This is a genomic window from Cupriavidus sp. 05T41 (genome assembly GCF_056396525.1).
The window spans coordinates 25,839-48,378 of record NZ_JBFTLQ010000013.1 but is presented as its reverse complement, the minus strand read 5'-3'; the positions used below and the strand labels follow the sequence as shown (position 1 = coordinate 48,378).

The following is a 22,540-nucleotide window of genomic DNA, read 5'->3' as shown; positions in this document are numbered from 1 at the left end:
GGCACCAGCCGACGAGCACGCTGGCGATGGCGCAGGAGATTCCGGCCGCGGACGCGGAACTGCCGCAGCGGCGCCCGGGCCATTCAAGCCATTCAAGCCATTCAGGCCGTCTTGCCCCGGCTCGCCAGGTGACGCCCCGCGTCCGGCGCAAGGCGGACATAGCCGATCAACGACACCAGCGTCAGGACCCCCGCGAACAGGAAGGCCCAGCGGAAATCGCCGAGGGTGAAATGCGGCATATCGGCCTGGCCGCTCTCCCCGCGCATCGACGCCGCCACGCGCAGCGACAGCGAGCCGAACGCGATGCCCAGGCCGATCGTCATCTGCTGGGCGGCGTTCCACAGCGTGTTGGCGCTGCTCATCTGCGGCTGCGGGATATCGGCATAGGCCAGCGTGGCGAGTGTGGAAAACTGCATCGAGCGCGTCACGCCGTAGACGAACACCACCAGCAGGACCACGGCCAGCGGCGTTGCGGGGGTGAGCAGGCCGCACGCGACGATAAACAGGCTGGCGAAAGCCACGTCCACGATCGCCGTGGTGCGGAAACCGTAGCGGTGCAGCACGCGCGTGGTCAGCGCCTTCATGCCGAGGTTGCCCAGCGCACTGGCCAGCAGCAGCAGGCCCGAGCGGAACGCCGACAGCCCGAAGCCGATCTGGAACAGCAGCGGCATCAGGTACGGCACCGCGCCGATGCCCACCCGCGTGACCGAACCGGTGAGCACCGTGACCGAGAACGTCGGCACGCGCAGCGTGGTGAAGTCGAGCAGCGGATGCGGGTGGCCCGCCGCGTGGCGCACGGCCAGCACGCCCAGCACCAGCCCCGCGGCCACGAAGCCGCCTGCCGTCGCCAGGCTGGAGCCTTGCTGGCTGGCCAGCTCGGTGCCGTACAGGACGAAGGTCAGCGTGGCGCCGCTGAGCAGGAAACCGACCACATCGAGCGGCCTGGGCTCGGTCTCGCGCACGTTGCGGATCATCATCAGCGTGGCGACCAGCGCCGCGATGCCGAACGGCACATTGAGCAGGAAGATCCAGCGCCAGGACGCGTAGGTCGTGATGAAGCCACCGATGGGCGGCCCCACCACCGGCGCCACGATGGCCGGCCAGGTGATGGTGGAGATGGCCTTGATAAGGTGGCGCTTGTCCGTATTGCGCACCACGATCAGGCGCCCCACCGGTACCATCATCGCCCCGCCGATGCCCTGCAGCACGCGCGCCGCGGTGAATTCGGCGAGCCCGCTGGACGCGCCGCACAGCACCGACGCCACCGTGAACACCACGATCGCGGCGCCGAACACGGTCCTGGAGCCAAAGCGGTCGGCCACCCAGCCGCTGACCGGGATAAACACCGCCAGCGCCAGCATGTAGGAAGTCATGCCCAGGCTGAGGTCGTTCGGCCCGACCCCGAACGAGTGTGCCATCTGTGGCAAGGCCGTGGCCAGCACGGTGGTGTCCAGGTACTCCATGAAAAAGGTAGCGGCGACGAGATACGGCAGGAATCTCATCGAGGACTGGCTTTGCGTGGTTTCCATTGACGGGCGTGCGTGGAGCGGCGCGATGCCGTCCGGGGCGGAGGATTGGCAGTCTCGGGAAGCGCACCGGGGCCGGCGCGCCGGGGCAAAAGCGCCATCATACCGGGCATCGCCATTTGCCGTTGCGCCCCGGGCACCCCGCCCTGCCGCGCGCTCAGCCCCGCGGGCGCACCGGATCCACGTGCGTCATCACGTCCAGCACGTCGGTCACCTGCATGGCGCGCCGGCGCGCTTCCACCGCGATGCGGTGGCCCGCCTCCACCGTGATCGCGCCGTCGATCTCCAGATGCACGTCGGCCAGGATGAAGTCGCCCATCTTGCGCGTGCGCAGATCGTGCAGGCCTTGCACGCCGGGGGTGGCGGCCATGGCCTGGCGGATGGCTTCCACGGTCTGCGCGTCGACGGCGCCGTCCATCAGGTCATGCAGCGCCGACCACGAGAAGCGCCAGCCCATCTTGCTCACCATCAGGCCGACCACCAGCGCCGCGATCGGATCCAGCATGTGCATGCCCAGCATATTGCCGCCGACCCCCAGCGCCACCACCAGCGAAGACGCCGCGTCCGAGCGCGCGTGCCAGGCATTGGCCACCAGCATGCCCGAGCGCACGCGCTGCGCCACCGCCAGCATGTAGCGGAACAGCAGTTCCTTGGCCACCAGCGCGCCCAGCGCCACCCACAGGGCAATGCCCTTGACCGCCTGCAGCAATTCGGGATGCTCGAGCTTCTGCACCGCCGTCCACAGCATGCCGACGCCCACGGCCAGCAACAGCACGCCGATGGCCAGCGAGGCGGCCGTTTCGAAACGCTGGTGGCCATACTGGTGATCGGCATCCGCGCCCTTGCGGCTATGGTGGCTGGCGAACAGCACCACGAAGTCCGAGACCAGGTCCGACAAGGAATGCACGGCGTCGGCGATCAGCGCCTGCGAGCCAGCGACCAGCCCGGCCACCATCTGGGTGCAGGACAGCAGGATATTCACCCCGACGCTGACCCAGGTGCTGCGGCGCGCCGCCGCCGACTTGGCGGGCGTGTCGGGGGCGTCTTTCTCGTTGATTGCGTGGGCTTCGGCCTTCATGCGTTCCATGTCTTCAGTGCGTGCCGCGGTTTGCCTGCGTCCCCGGCGCGCGGGTCCGCCCGAGCCGTTCCAGCCATTCGAACAAGACCATGCCCGCCAGCATGGCCAGCACGAAAACCATGCCCTGCCACACGCCGGAGCCCAGCAGCACCAGCGCCGGGCCCGGGCAGATGCCCGCCAGTCCCCAGCCGATGCCGAACAGCAGGCTGCCGGCGAGCAGGCGCCGGTCGATCTGGCGCGTGGCGGGCAGCTGCATGGGCAGCCCAAGCCATGACGCGCTGCGCCGCCGCGCCAGCGCGAACGCCGCCAGGCCGACCGCGACGGCGCCGCCCATCACCAGTGCCAGCGAGGGATCCCAGGCCCCCGCCAGATCGAGAAAGCCAAGCACCTTGGCCGGATTCGCCATGCCGGCCAGGATCAGCCCGAAGCCGAACACCAGGCCGGCCAGCAGCGCAGACAGCAAGGGCGCGACACGGCGAACCAGAGGGAATGGGGAAGCACGTACTGTCATCTCAGCCGCCCCACAGGTGGCGAACGCCATAGACAGTGGCGAAGCCGGCCGCCATGAACGCCAGCGTGGCCACCAGTGAACGCGGCGACAGCCGGGACAGTCCGCACACGCCATGCCCGCTGGTGCAGCCCGCGCCGTAGCGGGTGCCCACGCCGACCAGCAGGCCGGCCACGACCAGCACCCCGGTGCCCGCCTCGACGTGGATCCCGGGCAGGGCCGCGAACAAGCGCCAGGCCAGGGGCGCGCCGAGCAGGCCCGCCACGAAAGCCAGCCGCCACGCCACCTCCCGCCGCGCGGGGCGCAGCAGCCCGCCCACGATGCCGCTGATGCCGGCGATGCGTCCGTTGCACAGGACAAGGAGGGCCGCGGCCAGCCCGATCAGCAAGCCGCCGGCCAGCGCGGGCAGCGGCGTGAAATGCGCCCAGTCGATAGTCATGGTGAGCCCTTGGTGGTCCAGTCAGTGCGACATGAATACGGGGATGTCGGCCTGCCGCATCAGCGTGCGCGTCGTGCCGCCGGTGACCAGCTCGCGCAGCCGCGCGTGGCCGTAGCCGCCTGCGACCAGCAGGTCGGCCTGCAGGGTGCCCACCGCCTCCAGCAACAGCGGCCCGGGCCGCTGGCTGCCGCTCACGGCATGCACCGAGGCGGCGATGCCGTGCCGCGCCAGGTGCGCGCACAATGCTTCGGCGGTGGCGGGCGGCTGGAGCACGCCGGCGTCCGCGCCAGTGGCCGATACCACGGTCACGCGCGCGGCCTCGCGCAGCAGCGGCATGGCGTCGGCCACCGCGCGGGCCGCTTCCCGGCCACCATCCCAGGCGATCGCGATGTGCCCGCAGGACAGGCTGCGCACGCCGGGCGGCACCAGCAGCACCGGCCTGCCCGCTTCCAGCATCACGTATTCGGCGGTCTGCGCCACCAGCACGGGCAGCGCTTCCGGGCCCGCCAGCCGGGCCAGCACGATCAGGTCGGCCAGCCGGCCTTCCCTGGCCAGCGCCCAGCCCGTGTCTTCCTCGACGACGCGGTGGGCGCAGCTCACCGCGGGCGCCGTCTCCTGCATGACGCGGTGGAAGTCGGCACCGGCGGCGGCACCCTGCGCCAGCAACTGGCGCCTCGCCAGCTCGGCATAGCGGCCAGCATCATCGCCGGCGCCGCGGAACGGCTCGAGCCGCATGCCGGTCGCGGTCAGGCCGGTCACATGCGCCGCGCTGCGCTGCGCCAGCCCGGCCGCCAGCCGCACGCGATCGGCGCAGCCGGGGTCCGGGCCAAGTTCGACCAGCAGGCTCTTGTATTCCATCATGTCGGTGGCTCCGGGCGGAAGACGGTTGGCGGTTGACGGTTGACGGCTGCGAAACGCGCCGCGGCCAGGGGCAACGCGGCGTGCACTGCCGGGACTCGCCGCAATTATGCCAAGGCCAGGCGCCGCGTGGCAGGCCATTCGCCACCTGCCGGCCCAGACCGGCCCGCACCGTGCCGGGCCGGGCCGGGCCAGCGCCGAAAAAATAACTTCAGGTTCCAGCCCCGGATGCCGATAGCTGTCCCAGAGCCGAGTCATTGTCCCGCGAGGCCAAGCCGGGGCGGGCAGGCATTATCGGTCGTTAGCGACGCATACTCACTCATGTCAGACAGAGACAAAGCGCTCAGCATAGCCGACCCACATCAGCTGTTCCGCAACTCGCTCGAGCAGGCCACCGACGCTGTCTTCGTCCTGAACGCAGACAACCATGTGCTCTTCCTCAACGCTGCGGCGGAAGCGCTCTATGGCGCGAGCCGCAAGCAGGTCGTTGGCATGGATGCCGCGACGGTGGTGCAGCGGCTGCCCGCCGGCGCCGCGCCCGGCGCGCACCCGGGGCCGGCCGGCGAGCACGGCGAGCCCCTGCCGGCGGTGCAGATCCTGCGCGCGGATGGCCAGGTGCGCTTTGGCTTCGTCGCGGAATCGAGCACCACGCTGGGCGATGTCACCCTGCGCACGCTGCTGGTCAAGGTGGCCGGCGGCGCCGGCGCACGCCGCGAAGACCATCCGGTGCTGTCCGTGATCGCCGACGAGATCGACAGCGCGGTCCTGGTGGTGGATGCCGACTGGCGCATCGTCTATGTCAACGCCGGCCTGACGCGCATGCTCGGCTACGCGCCGCACGACATGGTAGGCAGGATGCCCTGCGAGGTCCTGGCCGGCGAATTCACCAATATGGCCGCCATGCAGCGCCTGCAGGCCAACCGTCCCACGCCGGGCGTGGAACGCCACGAGGCCCTGATCTACGCGAGCTGCGGCAGCCCGCTGTGGGTATCGGCCACCGTGCGGCATCTGGTCAGCACCGCGGGCCAGCACCACCACGGCATCGTCATCCTGTCCGACATCACGCAGAAAAAGACCTACGAGCTGCTCCAGCGCAAGGTGCTGCACGCCATGGTGATGGAACAGCCCCTGCCGGCCGTGCTGGAGCTGATCTGCCAGGAGGTGCAGCGCGTGGCGCCTTCGGTGATCGCCACGGTGCTGCGCGTGGATAGCGAACGGCGCCTGCGCCCGCTGGCGGCGCCGGCACTGCCGCCCGAGTATGCGGCCGTGCTCGACGGGCTGCGCATCGGCCCGCAGGTGGGCTCCTGCGGCACCGCCGCCTGGCTGGGCGAGGCGGTGGTGGCCAGCGATATCTCCACCGATCCGCGCTGGGTGGATTATCGCCACCTGGCCTTGCCGCTCGGCCTGGCGGCCTGCTGGTCGTACCCGATCAAGGCCGGCGACGGCCGCGTGCTTGCTACCCTGGCCTTCTATTTCCGCAGCGTGCGCGCGCCCGACGCCTTCCACCAGCAGGTGGTGGAGGTGTGCGCTTCGCTGTGCAAGCTGGCTTTCGAGCGCGACGACGCCGCCGAACGGATCCAGCAGCTTGACCAGTACGACTCCCTCACCGGCCTGCCCAACCGCAGCCTGCTGCAGCGCCAGGCCGGCAAGCTGCTGCTGGCCACGCGCCAGGCTGGCGCGGCGCTCAGCGTGCTGTTCGTCGACCTGGACCGCTTCAAGTACATCAACGACTCGCTCGGCCACAGCGGCGGCGACAAGATGCTGCGCGAGGTGGCCAAGCGCCTGACCGCCCATGCCGGCGAGAGCGCGCTGGTGGCGCGCCTGTCGGGCGACGAATTTGCCCTGGTGCTGCCGGAATCCGACCGCACCAAGACCATCGCCACGGGCCAGCGCCTGCTGGCCGCGCTGCGCCTGCCGCTGCGCATCGACCATGCCAGCATCGCCCCCTCGGCCAGCATCGGCATCAGCCTGTTCCCGTCGGACGGCGACACGCTGGACTACCTGCTGCATTGCGCCGAGATGGCCATGTACGACGCCAAGGCAGCCGGGCGCAATCTGTTCCGCTTTTTCAGCATCGAGATGAACTGGGCCGCGCAGGAGCGCCTGGCCCTGGAGTCGGCCCTGCGCGAAGCGCTGCTGGGCAACGAGCTGCACCTGAATTTCCAGCCACAGGTATTCCTCAGCGACGGCCGGCTGTATGGGCTCGAAGTGCTGGTGCGATGGCACCACCCGCATTTCGGCAAGGTCCCGCCCGACCGCTTCGTGCCGCTGGCCGAAGACAGCGGCCTGATCGGCACGCTGGACCGCTGGGTGCTCGAGCGCGCCTGCGCGCAGATGGCCGCCTGGCGCCGCGACGGCATCCCGGTGCCGACCATCTCCGTGAATATCTCCCCGGCCAGCTTCCGCGACCCGGCGCTGGCCGGCCATGTCGCCGAGACGCTGTCGCGGCACGGCCTGCCCGCCCAAGCGCTGGTGCTGGAGATGACCGAAGGCCTGCTGATGGAAGACGATGCCGGCATCGCCGCCACCGTGGCCGCCATCCACGCGCAGGGCGTGCGCCTGTCGATGGACGACTTCGGCACCGGCTACTCGAGCCTGGGCTACCTGCGCCAGCTACCGGTGCACCAGCTCAAGCTCGACAAGAGCTTCGTGATCGACCTGGAGAGCGACGCCGCCGCGCGCGAGCTGGCCAGCGCCGTGATCCGCATTGGCGACAGCCTGAAGCTCGCGGTGGTCGCCGAAGGCGTGGAGAACGAGGCCCAGCGCCAGTTCCTGCTCGCGCAGGGCTGCCACATGGGCCAGGGCTACCTGTTCTCGCGTCCGCTGGACGCCGGCGCGGTAGCGCAATGGATCAACACGCCGCGGCCGCTGGAGCGCCCCGCGCCACCGCCCGGCCATTCGCTGCGATAGGCGCCGCACCCGGCGGCGGCGGCCCGAGGGCCGGGGCCTGCGCGCGCGGGGCCTACTTCGCCGCCGGGCGCTTTTCCAGCAGCGGCTGGCTCACGCCCTGCACGCCCACCAGGCCAAGCACGGTGGTGAGCCCGACCTGGGCGCCTTCCCAGGCGTTGGCCGGGTCATACCATTCGTCGCGCGCGTGGAAACCGCCGGTCTTGCCGCCGCTGCCGATGATGATGGCCGGAATGCCGAGCGCCATCGGCACGTTGGCGTCGGTGCTGCCGCCGCGCAGGCTGGGCTTGCCCTTGCCGTAGCCGTCGATGGCGCGCACCGCGGCCTGCACGATCACCGCGTCGGGCGGCGTGCGGCCGGCCGGGCGGTCACCGATCTGGCGCACCTGGTAGGTGATCTGGCTGCCGGCGTGGGCCGGGTGCCAGCGCCGGTTTTCCTCGGCCACGCCGGCATCGATCGCCGCCATGATCTGCTTTTCCGTCTCGAGCAGCGACGGCGTGGCGTTGGAGCGGATATCCACGGCCATGCGCGCATCGCCGGCAATCGCGTTGACCGACGTGCCGCCGCCTACGGTGCCCACGGTGAAGGTGGTCTTGGGATCCTCGGGCGGACGTACGTCGCTCACCTTGGCGATCGCGCGGCCCATCGCATGGATGGCGCTGGGCAGGCCGAACGCGCCGAAGCTGTGGCCACCGGGGCCGCGGAAGGTCACTTCGTAACGGTGGCTGCCGGTGCCCAGCGCCAGCACGCGGTCGCCCTCGCCCGGCTCCATCCCGACCATGCCGTCGATCTCCGGATGATCGCGGAACACCGCCTTCATGCCACGCAGGTTGCCCAGCTCTTCCTCGCCCACATTGCCCACGAAGACCAGGTCGCCGACGGTGCGGACATTGTTGTCGTTGAGCACCTTCAGCCACGACAGCAGCACGGTCAGGCCGCGCGTGTCGTCCGAGATGCCGGGCGCGTACAGGCGGCCGCCGCGCGGCTTGACGGTGACGTCGGTGCCCTCGGGGAACACGGTGTCGAGGTGGGCGGAGATCAGCAGCACGGGGCCGTTGCCGCTGCCCTTGCGGGTCCCGATGGCGTTGCCTTCGGCGTCGAGATGGGCGTCGGCCAGCCCCAGCGCCTTGAGGCGGCCCAGGAAATATTCGGCGCGGGCGCGCTCCTTGAAAGGCGGCGCGGGGATCTCGGTCAGGGCCTTGAGGTCGCCCAGCGAGCGCGCATCGTCCGCCTTCACATCGGCCAGGACCTTCTTGAACAATGGATCGGCTTCCAGGCTGGCGTAGGCGCGGTCCACCGCGGGCGACACCGCCGGCACCGGAATGGTCTGCGCGAAGGCCGGCGTGGCGGCCAGCACCAGCGCCGCGAGGGTCAGCGAGAACGGGCGGGACGCGATGGCATCGGGTTGGGGGCGTGCTTGCATGTTGTGGCAATGGCTCCGGTGACGTTGGGTCGATGGGCTGAGATGGGGGCGCGCGCGCACGACGCGGGCCAGGCGAGGCGCCGCCGCGTGCGGGCGAACCGCCATTCTGCCAGCGGATGGCCTCCGGCGTGGCGTATCGGGCATGCCGGCGCAAGGCCCGGGGTGGATTACCATCTGAGGCAAACGCCCACGGCCCCACGGCCGCCCACGGAACCCGCCATCATGCCGATCCCTTACCTGCGCAGCCTTGCCGGACGCCGGCGCAGCCCGCAGGCCAACCGGCAGCTCGCCTGCTACCTCAGCTTCGTCGCCGGCGCCACCAACGCGGGCGGCTTCCTGGCGGTCCAGCAGTACACCTCGCATATGAGCGGCATCGTCTCCGCCATGGCCGACCACCTCGCGCTCGGCCAGGTGGCGCTGATCCTGGAAGGGCTTGGCGCGCTGCTGTCGTTCGTGGCGGGCGCCGCGACCTCGGCCATCCTGATCAACTGGGCGCGGCGCGAAGACCTCCACAGCGAATATGCCCTGCCCCTGCTGCTGGAGGCCGTGCTGCTGTTGTGCTTCGGCTTGCTCGGCGGCAACCTCGGGACCCACAAATGGATCCTCGGCACGGCCACGGTGATGTTGCTGTGTTTCATCATGGGCCTGCAGAACGCCATGATCACCAAGGTCTCCAATGCCGAGATCCGCACCACCCACATCACCGGCATGGTCACGGATATCGGCATCGAACTCGGCAAGCTGTTCTACTGGAACGCGGCCGGCGCCGGCCGGCCGCCGGTGCTGGCCAACCGCGCCAGGCTGCGCACGCTGGCCACGCTGGTGGCGCTGTTCTTCATCGGCGGCGTGACCGGGGCGCTGGGATTCAAGCATCTGGGCTTCAGTGCCACGCTCTGGCTGGCGGCGCTGCTGCTGGCGCTGGCCGTGGTGCCGGTGGCCGACGACGTGCGCGGCCACCTGCTGCGCCTGGGCGCGTGCTGGCGCGGCTGGGCCCGCGATGCGCTGCGCGATGTGCATGCCCTGTGGCTGGCCGCGCGCGACGCGCGCACGCCCTGGTATGCGAAGGCAATGGCCCTGCTGGTGGCGGGCTACGCGCTGTCCCCGATCGACCTGATCCCGGATTTCATCCCCGTGCTGGGCTACCTGGATGACGTGGTGCTGGTCCCGCTCGGCGTGCTGCTGGCCGTACGGATGATCCCGCCCGAGCTGATGCACGAATACCGCGCGGCAGCCGTTGCTGCACAGCAACGCCCCCGCAGCCGGGCCGCGGCGGTGGTGATCGTGGTGTTGTGGATTTGCACTACCTTGCTGGCTGCGGGGCTGCTTGCCCGCCACTTTGGCTGGATCTGAAGTGGCGCTTCGAATCCTTGCGCCACAAAGGGTTCGCGCGGACACATTCCCTTGCATTTGCCCTGCCCCCGGCTCACTACACTCGAATCATCGAGCGGCACAAACCGCCTATCCAGAGCCAGCAACGCATCATGCAGCAAGAAGCCAATATCCCCACCGTGATCGGCCTGCAGGGCCTGCGCGATCTCGCGGCCCTGCTGACCACCGGATCCCTGCTCCAGCGCGCCACCCTGCAGGTCATCGCCGAGTACGAGCGCGAGGCGCGCAGCTCCGAAGACCGCTACTGCGCCCTGCGCCATTGCTGGGACTAGGTCGCTCAGGCAACACGGGCGGCACGGGCGGCACAGACAACACAGGGCAACACAGGGCAGCGCAGGCGGCAGCCCCCGCTCCCCCGCTCAGTGCTTGCAGGCCAGCGGCGAGCGCACGCCACCGTCGCGCACCAGCGGCAGGATGGTCGGCGCCAGCGATCTCAGCAGCGCCACCGACAAGGCACTCGTGAAGTTGTAGCGTGCCGCATAGGGTTCCTGCACGTAGGCGGTGACATTGCCGAAGTAGCGCTCGCCAAGGAAAAACACGAAGGTGGCCGAGCGGCTGACCACGCGCGACGAGATCAGCCTGCCGCCCGGCCCGTAGACCTCGTAGCGGTGGTCGCCGGTACCGGTCTTGCCGCCGGCCACGATGCCGCTGCTGCCCAGCGCGGTCCGCAGCGACCCCGCCGTGCCCGACTGCACCACGCCCACCAGCGCCGCGCGCACCACCGTGGACAGTTCCTCGCTCAGCAGCCGCTTGCCCTCCATGCCCAGTCCGAAATCGGTGGCATACGGCGTGCCTTGCGCAAAGTCCAGGTTGCGCAGCGCGGTGGCCTGCTGGCGCACGCCGTTGTTCTGGATGATGCCGACCAACTCGGCCAGGGCCGCCGGGCGGTCGCCGGCGGCGCCGATGGCCGAGGCATAGGACGGCGTGATGGCGCTGAACGGATAGCCCAGCCGCTGCCAGCGGCGCGCGATCTCGGCGAAGGCCTGGCGCTCGAGCTGCCCGCGGATGCGCCGGGTCTGGCCGCCCGGATTGCGGGTCTTGAACAGCCAGGCGTAAACCTCCTGGCGCTGCTCGGTGCTGTCGCGCAGGACCTCATCCAGGCTGGCATCGGGGCGCTCGCGCAGGTAGTCCAGCAGCCATAGCTCGAGCGGATGCACGCGCGCCAGGTAGCCGCGATCGTTCAGGTTGAAGCTGCGCGGGCCGTACTTGTTGTACATCTTGGCCAAGACTTCGTCGGTCAGCGGCGCGCCCGCGATCTTCGGCAGCGTGGCCCGCATGGTCTTGCTGAACTGCTCGAGGTCGGCGTCCGGCTCGATGCTGCGCAGCGTGACCGCCAGCCCGACCTGGCTGAAGCGCCGGTTCTCCAGCGCGCGCCGGACCCGCTCCGGCCAGGTCTTGCCGCGGTACTTGCCGTAGAAGGCGCGCAGGTAGTCGCTGCCTTCCTTGTCGGCAAAGCGCACCAGGTAGCCACGGCGCTGCGGCGCGGCCGGGTTGTTGAGCCATTCGTCGGCATCGGGATGCAGCCGGTAGGTCTCGTAGCGCACGATGTCGCGCATCAGGCGGACAAAGACCAGGTTGACCGAATGCTCGAAGGCTTCGCGCACCGGCATGATCTTCAGGTTTTCCCAGCGCTCGAAATTGGTGAAGGTTTGCAGCCCGCCGCCGGTGAAGAAGGCTTCGCCCGCGCCGCCGGAATACTTGCGCAGCATGGCGGCATCCAGTATGGCGCGCAGGCTCTTGTCCGGCGCGGTGAGCATGAAGTTCTGCACCCACAGGCTGAGCGCGTCGAGCTTGGCCGGCTTGACCTCCTTGAGTTGCTCGGGCGTTATCGAGGAGAACTTCTCGTGCAGCTCCGAGATGATCTCCAGGTAGGCCACCAGGGTGCGCAGCTTGGCGGTCGAGCCCAGGTTCAGCCGCGCGCCGCGGTTGAGGTCGAATGGCAGGTCGAGGTTGTCGGCCTGTACGCGCAGCAGGTTGGCGCCACCGATGCGCTCGTACAGGGTGAAACTGATCGCCAGGCGGCCGGGGTCGTCGCCCTCGCGCAGGAGGTTGTGCCCGTATAGCCCGGTGGCGCGCGCGCCGTCGCGCGTGCCGGCCTTCAGCAGGGCATCGGTCACCACGCCCTGCAAGGTGGTGTTGATGGTGCTGTGCGCGGTCAGGTCGAGCCGGTCCAGCTCGTAGCTGCTGTCCAGGTTGAGGTAGCGCAGCAGGTCCGTGCGCACGCCGCTGATGGCCTTGCGCGACACAAAGGAGATCTCCGGGCGATCCTGCGCGCCGGCGGCCAGCTTCAGCGGCTGGGCCAGCGAGGCGTCGCGCAGCCAGGGCGGGATGGCGCCGGCGGCCGAGAGCAGCCGGATATAGCTGTCGGTCAGCGTGGACAGCGTGGCGGTATCGCGCCGCAGGAAATGCGACGGGCCGCGCTGCGCGATGATCAGCGAAAGCGCTTCCTTGAACACGCGGGCCTGCTTCTCGCCCTGCTCGCCGGCGGCCTGCCCGCTGTCCGGTCCCGGCCCCGCGCCGGCGGCGCCGGCCAGCAGCCGGTTGGTCTCGTCGAAATCCTGCCCGTACCAGGCCCACAGCCCGTCGCCCAGCCCGTTGACCTCCCCGAGGCCGGGGCGCGCCGACAGCGGCACGGTGTTCAGGTAATCCAGCAGGATGCGCTGGCGCGCGCCGATGGTGTCCGGGCCGTCGAGATAGGCCCGCATGGACGCGCTCGCCATCTGCTTGAGCTTCTCGCGCGGCGAGCCGGTGCGCCCGGCGCGCGAATGACGGTATTTCTCGATCTGGGTGGCCAGCGTGCTGCCGCCGGGCGCCTCGTGGCGCTCGTTGAAGAAACGCAGCCCCTGGTCCATCGCGGCGCGCGTAAAGCGGCGCACGTCCAGCGCGGGGTTGCGAGTGGGAAACTCCGGATCGAGCAGGTCGCGGTTCTCGATATAGAGCAAGGCGTTCACCAGCACCACCGGAATGTCATGGAAGCTGCCATAGGCGCGGCGCGGCACGCTGCGGACATTGAATGGCTCGTCATTGCAGTCGAGCAGCTCCAGCCCTGCGAAGGTCTTCTCGCGGTACGGCGCAAACAGCCCGGAATCGGTCAGCTCCAGCATGCGGTCGGACCAGCGCGCCTGCCGCTCGCGCTTGTAGCCGCGCGCTTCCAGCAGCTCGGTGAACTGCGGCAGGCGGCTATAGCCGAAACGCACGTCATAGGGCCCGTCTTCCGGGAAACGGATGCGCTCGCTCGGCCCCGGCGCTTCTTCGTAGGCCACGCCCTTGACGCGCCCGCTGAAGTAGCGTGCCTGCAGGCGCGAGGTGGCAAGTTCCTCCGCGACGATCGCGCACAAAACGTAGATGCCCCCCACGAGCAGGGCCAGTATCACGAGCCTGGGCCAGAGACGTCGTCGCACGATTCAGGTCCGTTTGCGAGGAAACCGGGGAATGCCCGGCGCTTCGGCCAATGCTGGCATGCTGGCCGCCTGCTGGCAACGATGGCACCATTCAGGCGCCCTCGTCACAGCGTATACCCTAGTCCAATGGGGCCTAACGCACAAAGTGCGCGTGCTGCATCTTGACCACGGAAGCTGCGGCGTGCCGTGGACAAGCCGGAAAGCGCCTCGCGTGGCGGCAGCCACCGCCGGCGAATGCCCGGACCGGACTCCGGACCGGGCGCCTTCGCCCGCGGGCGCGACGCGGCGCCGCCGGGGGCCAGTGCCGCGCCGCGCCCGCGCGGGTGAACGCCGACGCACCCCGGCAACGGTGCCTTCGGTTTGATCTGGCGCAAAAATCCGGCACCCGCGCGCGCGGCGACCATCAAGTCCTGACCGCGCCGTCCGTTAGCGTAAGGATCCCAATTTCCGGCCTGTCCCGGCCTGTTCCCGAGCATGAAAAACCTGAGCGTACGCACAGCCTTGCTGGCGATTCTGGTGACCTTTGCATTGATGATCGTGTTCGGCGCGGTGGTCGGCGTGTTCGCCCTCGGCGCCGCCAACCAGGCCACCGGACGCGTGCAGCAGCTCTCGGCCAGCACCCTGCTGCTCAACGATGCCTACAAGGACATGACGCGGGCCCGCTCCGCGCTGACCCGCGCCTATGCCTCGGCGCGCGAAGGCGGCGGCGACGTGAATGCCAGCGCGCTGGAATCCGCCGCCAAATCGCTGGGCCGCTCGGCACAGCAGATGCAGCGCTTCGCCGCGCAGCCCGCGCAGGAAGGCGAGGCCGACGGCCAGCGCCGCCTGCTCGCCGAGGCCGCGCAGCGGCATGCCGGCGCGGTCGAACGCGCCGCCGCGGCGCTGCGCGCGGGCGACCCTGCCGGCTATGCGGCGATCAACGACAAGGAGATCACGAGCTCCGGCGCCGATTTCTCCGGCGGCGTGGAACGGTTCCAGCAACAGGCGAGCGAACTCGCCCAGCACGAAACCGAGGCCAGCAGCGCGCGCTACCGCCTGGTGGTCAAGCTGGTGGCGGTCGGCATCGCCGCCGCGCTGGCCTTGATCGTGGCCGTGCACCTGGGCCTGCGCGCCTTCGTGGTGGCGCCGCTGGCCGCCGCCGCCGAGCATCTCGACCGCGTGGCCGAGGGCGACCTGACCCAGCGCGCCGAAGCCGCCAGCGGCAACGAGGTCGGCCGCGTGCTGGGCGCCGTGGCGCGCATGCAGGCGGCGCTCACCCGCACCGTCAGCCAGGTGCGCGCCAGCTCGGACTCCGTCAATATCGGCGCGCGCGAGATCGCCGCCGGCAATACGGACCTCTCCTCGCGCACCGAACAGCAGTCCGCGTCGCTCGAACAGACCGCCGCCAGCATGGAGCAGCTCACCTCCACCGTCGGCAACAACACCGAAAGCGCACGCCAGGCCAGCGAGCTGGCCGCCGAAGCGGCCCGCCTGGCCACGCGCGGCGGCGACGACGTGCGCGGCGTGGTGCAGACCATGGGCGATATCAGCAGCAGTTCGCAGCGCATCGCCGACATCATCGGCGTGATCGACGGCATCGCCTTCCAGACCAATATCCTGGCGCTCAACGCCGCCGTGGAGGCCGCCCGCGCCGGCGAGTCGGGCCGCGGCTTCGCCGTGGTGGCGGGCGAGGTGCGCGCACTGGCGCAACGCAGCGCGCAAGCCGCGCGCGAGATCAAGAACCTGATCGACGATTCCGCCGGCAAGGTCGCCGCCGGCAATGCGCTGGTGGCCCAGGCCGGCCAGACCATGAGCGAGACCGTGGACGCCGTGCAGCGCGTGGCGAGGATCGTGGAAGACATCTCGGCGGCCTCGCTCGAGCAGAGCGCGGGCATCGTCCAGGTCAGCCGCGCGGTGACGCAGATGGAGGACGTCACCCAGCAGAACGCGGCGCTGGTGGAACAGGCCGCGGCCGCGGCCGGCTCGCTGGAGACGCAGGCACGGCAGCTGGCCGAGGCGGTGGGCGCGTTCCGGCTGGCGCCGGCGGCCTGAGCGGCGGCAGTTCTCCGGGGCGCCGGCGCCACGCCGCCGCCCCCGGGTCCGTCATCCCGCCAGCCCGCGTTGCAAGGTGGTCTTGAGCATCGAGAAGACCTGGCGCGCGACCGGGTTGGCCGCGTTGGGCCGGGCCCACAGGTAATACGTCACGTCCGGCAGGCGCGGCAGGCCATCCTTGTCGCCCAGCACCCGCATGTCCGCGCCGAGCAGATCGATGCTGCGGGCGGTGATGCCCAGCCCCGCGCGGATCGCTGCCTTGATGCCGATCAGGCTGGGCGCCAGGTATGCCGCGCGCCACGGCACGCCAGCCTCCTTGAGCGCCTCGAGCGCCAGCTTGCGGAACAGGCTGGGCTCGTCGGCCAGGATCAGCGGCACGGTGCTGCCTTGCTCGTAGGCAAAATCCGCCGCGCATACCCAGATGGTGGGCGAAGTGCGCAGCACCAGGCCGTCCAGGCTGGCGTCTTCGCGCGTGGACACCGTCAGGTCGATCTCGCCGCGCCGCAGCGACTCCATCAGGAAGGGGCTGCGCCCCACGTGAATCTCCAGCCGCAGCGCCGGCGACGCCTTCGCGATATGCGACAGCAGCGGCGGCAGCATGGTGTCGGCCACGTCGTGCGGTGCGCCGATGCGCAGCGAGCCGGTCAGGTCGCCCTCGCGCAGCACGCGCAGCGCTTCGTCGTTCAGGCCGAGCAGCTGCCGCGCATATTCCACCAGCTTGTTGCCGTGCCGGGTGAGCTGCTTGCCGCGCCCCTGCCGCTCGAACAGCGCCAGCGCCACCTGTTCTTCGAGCCGCTGCATCTGCTGGGTCACGGCGGACTGCGTGCGGTGCAGGCGCTCGGCGGCGGCGGCGAAGGTGCCGTGGTCGGCAATGGCGACCAGGGTGCGCAGCAGGTCCAGATCGAGATTACGCATTCATTAGACTTGCTTAAGTGTTTTCATGGCTGATTTAGTGGTTTCGGGCGGCTGTCTTCATTAAAGTGAAACCCAGCAACGATAGCCAGCGCCCCGCAAACCCCGAAACATCAAGATTCAGCAAGGATTCTAAAGACATGTCGATCGTACAACAACGCCAGGAAGCCGTTGGGGACACCATCCGATCCATCAAGGAAATCGTAGCCGGCGGCGTTACGCGCGCTTCGCTGGCGGCCGTGCTGGGCCAGGTCGAGGCGCTCGCGGCGCGCCCGCAGTTGTGGGCCGAGAGCGAGTTCGCCCCGCCCGAGGAAGGCGAGCGCCAGGCCCGCTACCTGATCGCCGAAGACCCGGACCAGACCTTCGCGCTGTACCTGAACGTGATGCGGCCCGGCAAGCGCATCCCGCCGCACAATCACACCACCTGGGCCTGCGTGGCCGGCGTGGTGGGCACCGAGTTCAACGACGTCTACCTGCGCACCGACGACGGCAGCGAACCGGGCGTCGGCACGCTCGCGCACTCGCACACGGTGGAAGTCGGCCCCGGCGGCGGCATCGCGCTGCTGGCCGACGACATCCACTCCGTGGAGATCCGCGGCGACAGCGTGATCCGCCACCTGCATATGTACGGCCGCGCGCTGGAAACCCTGACCGAGCGCCTGTCCTTCGACCTCGAGACCGGGCGCTGCCAGGTCATGAGCATGGGCGTCAAGACACGGCGCTGAGCGGCACCGGGCTGGTGCACCGCACCAGCCCCGCACCCTCCGGGGCCGCCCCGGATCCCCATTCGAACGCATTACCGCTTGCCTTCCGCCCTTAGCACGGCCAGGAGGTCAGGCCCCCTTCTTGCCTGGACAAACACACATGCCGGACAACGCTCACGACCTGCCCCGCCACATCGACCCCGCCACGCTCAAGACCTGGCTGCACGGCGAAGGGGAAATCGCCCTGTTCGATATCCGCGAGCACGGCCAGTATGGCGAAGGCCATCCCTTCCATGCGGTGCCGCTGCCGTACAGCCGGCTGGAACTCGAGATCGGCCGCCTGGCGCCGAATACGGCTGCGCGCATCGTGCTGGCCGACGATGGCGACGGCGTGGCGGCGCGCGCCGCGCGGGCGCTGGCCGGCCTCGGCTATGCGCAGGTATTCGTGCTCGCGGGCGGCGTGCCGGGCTGGCAGGCTGCCGGCCATGCGCTGTTCGCCGGCGTCAACGTGCCCTCCAAGACCTTCGGCGAACTGGCCGAGCATCACTACGGCACGCCGCGCGTATCGGCCGCGGAACTGGCCGCCATGCAGGCCGGGGAGCGCCCGCCGGTGGTGCTCGACGGACGGCCCGTGGCGGAATTCCGCAAGATGAATATTCCGGGCGCGATCTGTTGCCCGAACGGCGAACTGGCCTACCGCCTGCGCGACCTCGTGCCCGACCCCGCCACGCCCGTCGTGATCAACTGCGCCGGGCGCACCCGCAGCATCATCGGCGCGCAGACGCTGATCAACTTCGGCGTGCCGAACCCGGTGTTCGCGCTGGAGAACGGAACGCAGGGCTGGTACCTGAACGATTTCAAGCTGGAGCATGGCGGCACGCGGCGCTACCCGGACAACGCCGTGCCGTCGGGGCTGGCCGATGCCCGCGACGCCGCGCAAGCCATGGCCACGCGCTTTGCCGTGCCGCGCATCGGCGCCGCCGAAGCCGCTGCCTGGCTGCGCGACGCCTCGCGCACCACCTTCCTGTGCGATGTGCGCACGCCGGAGGAATTCGCCGCCGGCTCGGTGCCCGGCGCGCAAAGCACGCCCGGCGGCCAGCTGATCCAGGCCACCGACCAGTACGTCGGCGTGCGCCGCGCGCGGCTGGTGCTGATTGACGCCGATGGCGTGCGGGCCACCGTGGTGGCGAGCTGGTTGCGCCAGATGGGCCATGACGCAGTCGTGCTCGAAGGCGGGCTCGATGCCGCCCGCCCGGCACAGCTGGCCGCGCCGTCCGGCCCGCGGGCGCCTGCCTGCGCGCTGCCGCGCATCGACGCCCGGACGCTGGCCGCCGGGCTGGCCGGCCAGGGGCTTGTGGCGCTCGACGTGCGCCCCAGCATGGCGTACCGGGCTGGCCACGTGCCTGGCAGCCGCTGGTCGATCCGCCCGGTCTTCGCGCGCGGCCTTGACAGCGTGCCGCGCGATACGCCGCTGGCGCTGGTCAGCGACGAAGACGGCGTGGCCGCGCTGGCCGCGGCAGAGCTGGCGGCGCTGGGCTACCGCGACGTGCGCCTGCTCGACGGCGGCACGCAGGCCTGGCAGTCGGCCGGCCTGCCGCTCGCCAGCGACGGCGGCGAACACACCCTGCCGGACACGCGCTGCATCGATTTCCTGTTCTTCGTGCACGACCGCCACGACGGCAACAAGGAGGCCGCCCGCCGCTACCTGGCCTGGGAGACCAACCTTATCGGCCAGCTCGACGCCCAGGAACTGGCCACCTTCCGCTTCGCCTGACCCGCACTTCCCCTGCCCCAGACGTCCCCCACGAACAAAGCACAGAAGGAGGTTCTCATGTCCCGCCCCACGCAAGTCCTCGCCGGCGCGTTCGCCGCCATTGCCGTGCTTTGCGCCGGCGCCGCCGCGGCCCAGCCGCTGGCGCCGCTCGCCCCCGTAGGCGGCTTTCCCGCCCAGCCGTTGCGCATCGTCTCGCCCTTCCCGGCCGGCGGCGGCAACGACGCCGTCACCCGCATCGTGGCCACGCGGCTGGGCGAAGTGCTGGGGCAGACCGCCGTGACCGACAACCGCGGCGGCGCCGGCGGCAATATCGGCACGCGCTTCGTGGCCGAGGCCAAGCCGGACGGCTATACCTTGCTGACCTCGCAGGTGTCGGTGATGGCGGTCAACCCGACGCTGTACAGCGCGCCCGGCTTCGACCCGGTGAAGAATTTCGCGCCGGTCACGCAGATCAACGCCGCGCCGCTGGCCATCGTGGTGGCCGCCAACGCGCCGTGGCAGAGCTTCGCCGAGCTGGCCGCGCAGGCCAGGGCGCAGCCGCAGAAGATCACCTTCGCCACGCCCGGCAACGGTACCTTGTCGCACCTGGTCGGCGTGGTGCTAGACAAGGACAGCGGCATTGCCTTGCAGCACGTGCCGTACAAGGGCGCCGGCCCCGCCATCAACGACCTGATGGGCGGACAGGTCAACGTGCTGATCACGTCGACGTCCTCGGTGGCAAGCTTTATCCAGAGCGGGCGCATGCGCGCGCTGGCCGTCACCAGCCCGCGCCGCCTGGGCGTGTTCGCCAAGGTGCCGACGCTGGAAGAGCTCGGCTACCGCAATGCCCGCTTCGAAGACTGGTATGGCGTGTTCGCGCCGGCCGGCACCTCGCCCGAACGCATCGCCCTGCTCAATCGCGCCATCGTGCAGGTGCTGCAGATGCCCGACGTGGTCAGGCTGATCAACGAGGGCGGCAGCGACGTGGTGGCCAGCAAGCCCGAGGCCTTCGCCAGCCAGCTCAAGGGCGACATCGCACGCTGGTCGCAGATCGTGAAGCTGTCCGGCGCGCGGGTGGACTGAGGCCATGCCGATGAAACACAGCGCCCTGACCCAGCTCGCGCACGGCGGCCGCGCAGCCGCCGTGGACGGCGGCCGGCCGGTCAACCCGCCGGTGGTGCGTGCCAGCACCGTATTGTTCGAATCCACCGCGCAGATGCGCGAGATGCGCAGCCGGCGCGGCAGCGAACGGCTGTTTACCTATGGCGCGCGCGGCAACCCCACCGCCTTCGCCCTGGAGGACATGGTCACCGAACTGGAGGGCGGCTACCGCACGCGCCTGTTTCCCAGCGGGCTGGCCGCCGCCGCGATGACCCTGCTGGCCTTCCTGCGCCCCGGCCAGCACGTGCTGCTGCCCGACTGCGTCTACGAGCCGGTGCGCAAGCTGGCCGCTGGATTCCTCGCCCGGCATGGCATCGCCGCCAGCTTCTACGCGGCCGACGGCCATGACCTGCAGCGCTGCCTGCGCCCGGAAACCCGGCTGGTCTACGTGGAAACGCCCGGCTCGCTCGCCTACGAGATGTGTGACCTGCCCGCCATCGCCGCCATCGCGCACCGCCATGGCGCGCTGGTCGCCGCCGACAACACCTGGGGCTCCGGGCTGCTCTACCGCCCGCTGGCGCTCGGCGCCGATATCTCCCTGATGGCCGCCACCAAATACCTGTCCGGCCATTCCGACGTGATGATGGGCACCGTGTGCACCACCGAAGCCGCGTGGCCGGCGCTGGCCGACGTGGCCGATGCCTTCGGCATCGCCGTCAGCCCGGATGATGCTTACCTGGTACAGCGCGGCATGCGCTCGCTCGGCGCGCGCATGGCCCAGCACGAACGCAGCGCGCTGGGCGTGGCCCGCTGGCTGCAGGCGCGTGCCGAAGTGGCCGAAGTCTTCTGCCCCGCCCTGCCCGGCGACCCCGGGCATGCGCTCTGGCTGCGCGACTGCCACGGCACCAACGGCCTGCTGTCGTTCTCGCTGCGCAGCGCCGCGCCCGGCGCCGCCGAGCGCTTGGTCGACAGCCTCGCGCTGTTCGGCATCGGCGCCTCCTGGGGCGGCTTCGAAAGCCTCGCCGTGGTCGCCGACATGCGCGGCGCGCGCAGCGTGACCGACTGGTCCACGCGCGGGCAGGTGATCAGGCTGCATATCGGCCTGGAAGACGTGGACGATCTCGTCGCGGACCTGGCGCGGGGATTCGCGGCCATCGCGCAGCAAGCGCAGGTGGGCGAACCGGCGGCAATGTAACGCGGCGGTGGCCGGCAAATCTGCCGGCATGCGCGTTCGCGACCGGCCCGCCTGCGGGGCACAGGCGGGCGCCGCACGCCTGCGCGCCTACAATGCCGCCTTTGGCGTCCGCGCTCCCAAGGCATTGCCCATGACCGACACCCCCAGCACCGTCTTCTCGCCCGAGGAACGCGAGAGCTTCTACCGTCTCGTGGCGGCGCGCCGGGATATGCGCCATTTCATCGCCGGGGCGTCGGTCGACGAAGCGGTGCTGCTGCGGATCCTGCAGGCTGCGCATGCCGCGCCTTCGGTCGGCCTGATGCAGCCCTGGCGCTTTATCCGCATCGCCGATCCTGCCGCGCGGCTGGATATTGCGGCGCTGGTGGAGGCGGAGCGGCAACAGACCGCGCAGGCGATGGGCGAGCGCAACAGCGAATTCCTGCGGCTGAAGGTGGAAGGCGTGCGCGAATGCGCGGAGCTGCTGGTGGTCGCGCTGGCGCCCGACGACGGCACCGTGTTCGGGCGCCGTACCATGCCGCGCGAGATGGCGCTGTGCTCGGCGGCCTGCGCCATCCAGAACCTGTGGCTGGCGGCGCGCGCCGAGAACCTGGGCATGGGCTGGGTCTCGATGTTCGCGCCCGCTGCGCTGGCGCAACTGTTGCGGCTGCCGCCAGGCGGCGAGGCGGTCGCCATCCTCTGCCTGGGCCCCGTGCAGGCTTTCTATCCGGCGCCGATGCTGGAACTGGAGGACTGGCGCCACGCCCGCCCGCTGGCCGCGTTCCTCTGCACCGATCGCTGGGAAACGCCCGCGGCCTGAGCGCCGACCCTCTCAGGGCTCGACGGAGGGCTCGCGCTTCATGGTGCGCAGCACGAAGGTGGAATGGCTGTGCCGCAACCCGGGCAGCTTGTAGAGCTTGTGGCGCAGGAATTGCTCATAGCCCTCCGTGCCGGCCACCGCCACCTTGATGAGGTAGTCGTACTCACCCGTCAGCAGGTAAGCCTCCATCACCTCGGGCAGTTCCGCCAGGGCCTCGCCGAAGCGGTCGAGCATGTCGTCGTCGTGCCGGTCGAGCGTGACTTCGATCAGCACGGTGTCGGGCAGGCCCAGCGCCTTCTGGTTCAGCAGCGCCGCGTACCCCTCGATCACCCCGCCTTCCTCCAGTGCGCGCACGCGGTTCCAGCACGGCGTAGGCGAGAGGCCGACCTGCTCCGCGAGCTTGAGGTTGGAGAGCCTGCCGTCGCGCCGCAGCGCGCGCAGGATGCGGCGGTCGGTTTCGTCGAGCTTGGGAGAGGTTGGCATGGCTTCACGGGTCAAAGAAGAATAATTCACCAACAT

Annotated in this window: 18 protein-coding genes; 9 read left to right on the top strand and 9 right to left on the bottom strand. The window is 70.2% G+C overall.

What is annotated here, in order from left to right; all coding sequences use genetic code 11:
• Positions 1-101 precede the first annotated feature (101 nt).
• The 5 genes from AC1DKV_RS10815 to AC1DKV_RS10795 all read right to left on the bottom strand — a co-directional run bounded on the left by AC1DKV_RS10815 (position 102) and on the right by AC1DKV_RS10795 (position 4,412).
• Complete coding sequence (locus AC1DKV_RS10815; RefSeq protein ID WP_441620291.1) at positions 102-1,529, bottom strand: MFS transporter; 1,428 nt, start codon at positions 1,527-1,529, stop codon at positions 102-104.
• 154 nt (positions 1,530-1,683) lie between these two features.
• Complete coding sequence (locus AC1DKV_RS10810; RefSeq protein WP_441620344.1) at positions 1,684-2,604, bottom strand: cation diffusion facilitator family transporter; 921 nt, start codon at positions 2,602-2,604, stop codon at positions 1,684-1,686.
• 13 nt (positions 2,605-2,617) lie between these two features.
• A complete protein-coding gene (locus tag AC1DKV_RS10805) occupies positions 2,618-3,115 on the bottom strand; it encodes a DUF6691 family protein (RefSeq protein ID WP_441620293.1) in 498 nt (165 codons plus the stop codon).
• Between the two features lies 1 nt (position 3,116).
• Positions 3,117-3,551 (bottom strand): YeeE/YedE family protein, encoded by a 435-nt coding sequence (locus AC1DKV_RS10800; RefSeq protein WP_441620295.1) that lies wholly within the window; start codon positions 3,549-3,551, stop codon positions 3,117-3,119.
• A 21-nt stretch (positions 3,552-3,572) separates the two neighbouring features.
• On the bottom strand, positions 3,573-4,412 hold the full coding sequence (locus AC1DKV_RS10795) for a universal stress protein (RefSeq protein ID WP_441620297.1): 840 nt from the start codon (positions 4,410-4,412) through the stop codon (positions 3,573-3,575).
• Between the two features lie 318 nt (positions 4,413-4,730).
• Between AC1DKV_RS10795 and AC1DKV_RS10790 the strand changes: the two genes are divergently transcribed.
• On the top strand, positions 4,731-7,319 hold the full coding sequence (locus AC1DKV_RS10790; protein ID WP_441620299.1) for an EAL domain-containing protein: 2,589 nt from the start codon (positions 4,731-4,733) through the stop codon (positions 7,317-7,319).
• Between the two features lie 52 nt (positions 7,320-7,371).
• On the opposite strand, the gene AC1DKV_RS10785 is transcribed toward AC1DKV_RS10790, so the two are convergent.
• Positions 7,372-8,739, bottom strand: coding sequence for a M20/M25/M40 family metallo-hydrolase (locus tag AC1DKV_RS10785; RefSeq protein WP_441620301.1), 1,368 nt, complete (start codon positions 8,737-8,739; stop codon positions 7,372-7,374).
• Positions 8,740-8,961: 222 nt separating this feature from the next.
• Here AC1DKV_RS10785 and AC1DKV_RS10780 point away from each other — a divergent pair, with 222 nt between their 5' ends.
• Together AC1DKV_RS10780 and AC1DKV_RS10775 are read left to right on the top strand one after the other, a co-directional pair.
• Positions 8,962-10,089 (top strand): DUF1275 domain-containing transporter, encoded by a 1,128-nt coding sequence (locus tag AC1DKV_RS10780; RefSeq protein WP_441649946.1) that lies wholly within the window; start codon positions 8,962-8,964, stop codon positions 10,087-10,089.
• Positions 10,090-10,220: 131 nt separating this feature from the next.
• Positions 10,221-10,400, top strand: a complete 180-nt coding sequence (locus AC1DKV_RS10775) for a hypothetical protein (protein ID WP_441620305.1) — start codon at positions 10,221-10,223, stop codon at positions 10,398-10,400.
• Positions 10,401-10,487: 87 nt separating this feature from the next.
• Here AC1DKV_RS10775 and AC1DKV_RS10770 read toward each other — a convergent pair whose 3' ends face one another.
• A complete protein-coding gene (locus AC1DKV_RS10770; protein ID WP_441620306.1) occupies positions 10,488-13,529 on the bottom strand; it encodes a transglycosylase domain-containing protein in 3,042 nt (1,013 codons plus the stop codon).
• 474 nt (positions 13,530-14,003) lie between these two features.
• On the opposite strand from AC1DKV_RS10770, the gene AC1DKV_RS10765 reads away from it, so the two are divergent.
• The gene (locus tag AC1DKV_RS10765) at positions 14,004-15,560 is read left to right on the top strand and encodes a methyl-accepting chemotaxis protein (RefSeq protein WP_441620308.1); all 1,557 of its coding nucleotides are present in this window, start codon (positions 14,004-14,006) and stop codon (positions 15,558-15,560) included.
• 51 nt (positions 15,561-15,611) lie between these two features.
• Here AC1DKV_RS10765 and AC1DKV_RS10760 read toward each other — a convergent pair whose 3' ends face one another.
• Positions 15,612-16,475, bottom strand: coding sequence for a LysR substrate-binding domain-containing protein (locus tag AC1DKV_RS10760; protein ID WP_441620310.1), 864 nt, complete (start codon positions 16,473-16,475; stop codon positions 15,612-15,614).
• Positions 16,476-16,612: 137 nt separating this feature from the next.
• Between AC1DKV_RS10760 and AC1DKV_RS10755 the strand changes: the two genes are divergently transcribed.
• The 5 genes from AC1DKV_RS10755 (at position 16,613) to bluB (ending at position 22,021) form a co-directional block, all read left to right on the top strand.
• Positions 16,613-17,197 carry a cysteine dioxygenase family protein gene (locus AC1DKV_RS10755; protein ID WP_441620312.1) on the top strand — a complete coding sequence of 195 codons (585 nt, stop codon included), beginning with the start codon at positions 16,613-16,615 and terminating at the stop codon, positions 17,195-17,197.
• A gap of 139 nt (positions 17,198-17,336) precedes the next feature.
• A complete protein-coding gene (locus AC1DKV_RS10750; RefSeq protein WP_477137603.1) occupies positions 17,337-18,950 on the top strand; it encodes a rhodanese-like domain-containing protein in 1,614 nt (537 codons plus the stop codon).
• A gap of 57 nt (positions 18,951-19,007) precedes the next feature.
• Positions 19,008-20,012, top strand: coding sequence for a Bug family tripartite tricarboxylate transporter substrate binding protein (locus AC1DKV_RS10745; RefSeq protein ID WP_441620316.1), 1,005 nt, complete (start codon positions 19,008-19,010; stop codon positions 20,010-20,012).
• 10 nt (positions 20,013-20,022) lie between these two features.
• The gene (gene metC, locus AC1DKV_RS10740) at positions 20,023-21,225 is read left to right on the top strand and encodes a cystathionine beta-lyase (protein WP_441620318.1); all 1,203 of its coding nucleotides are present in this window, start codon (positions 20,023-20,025) and stop codon (positions 21,223-21,225) included.
• Positions 21,226-21,355: 130 nt separating this feature from the next.
• Positions 21,356-22,021, top strand: coding sequence for a 5,6-dimethylbenzimidazole synthase (bluB, locus tag AC1DKV_RS10735; RefSeq protein WP_441620320.1), 666 nt, complete (start codon positions 21,356-21,358; stop codon positions 22,019-22,021).
• A 12-nt stretch (positions 22,022-22,033) separates the two neighbouring features.
• On the opposite strand, the gene AC1DKV_RS10730 is transcribed toward bluB, so the two are convergent.
• Positions 22,034-22,504, bottom strand: a complete 471-nt coding sequence (locus AC1DKV_RS10730; RefSeq protein WP_441620322.1) for an Lrp/AsnC family transcriptional regulator — start codon at positions 22,502-22,504, stop codon at positions 22,034-22,036.
• Positions 22,505-22,540: the final 36 nt, after the last annotated feature.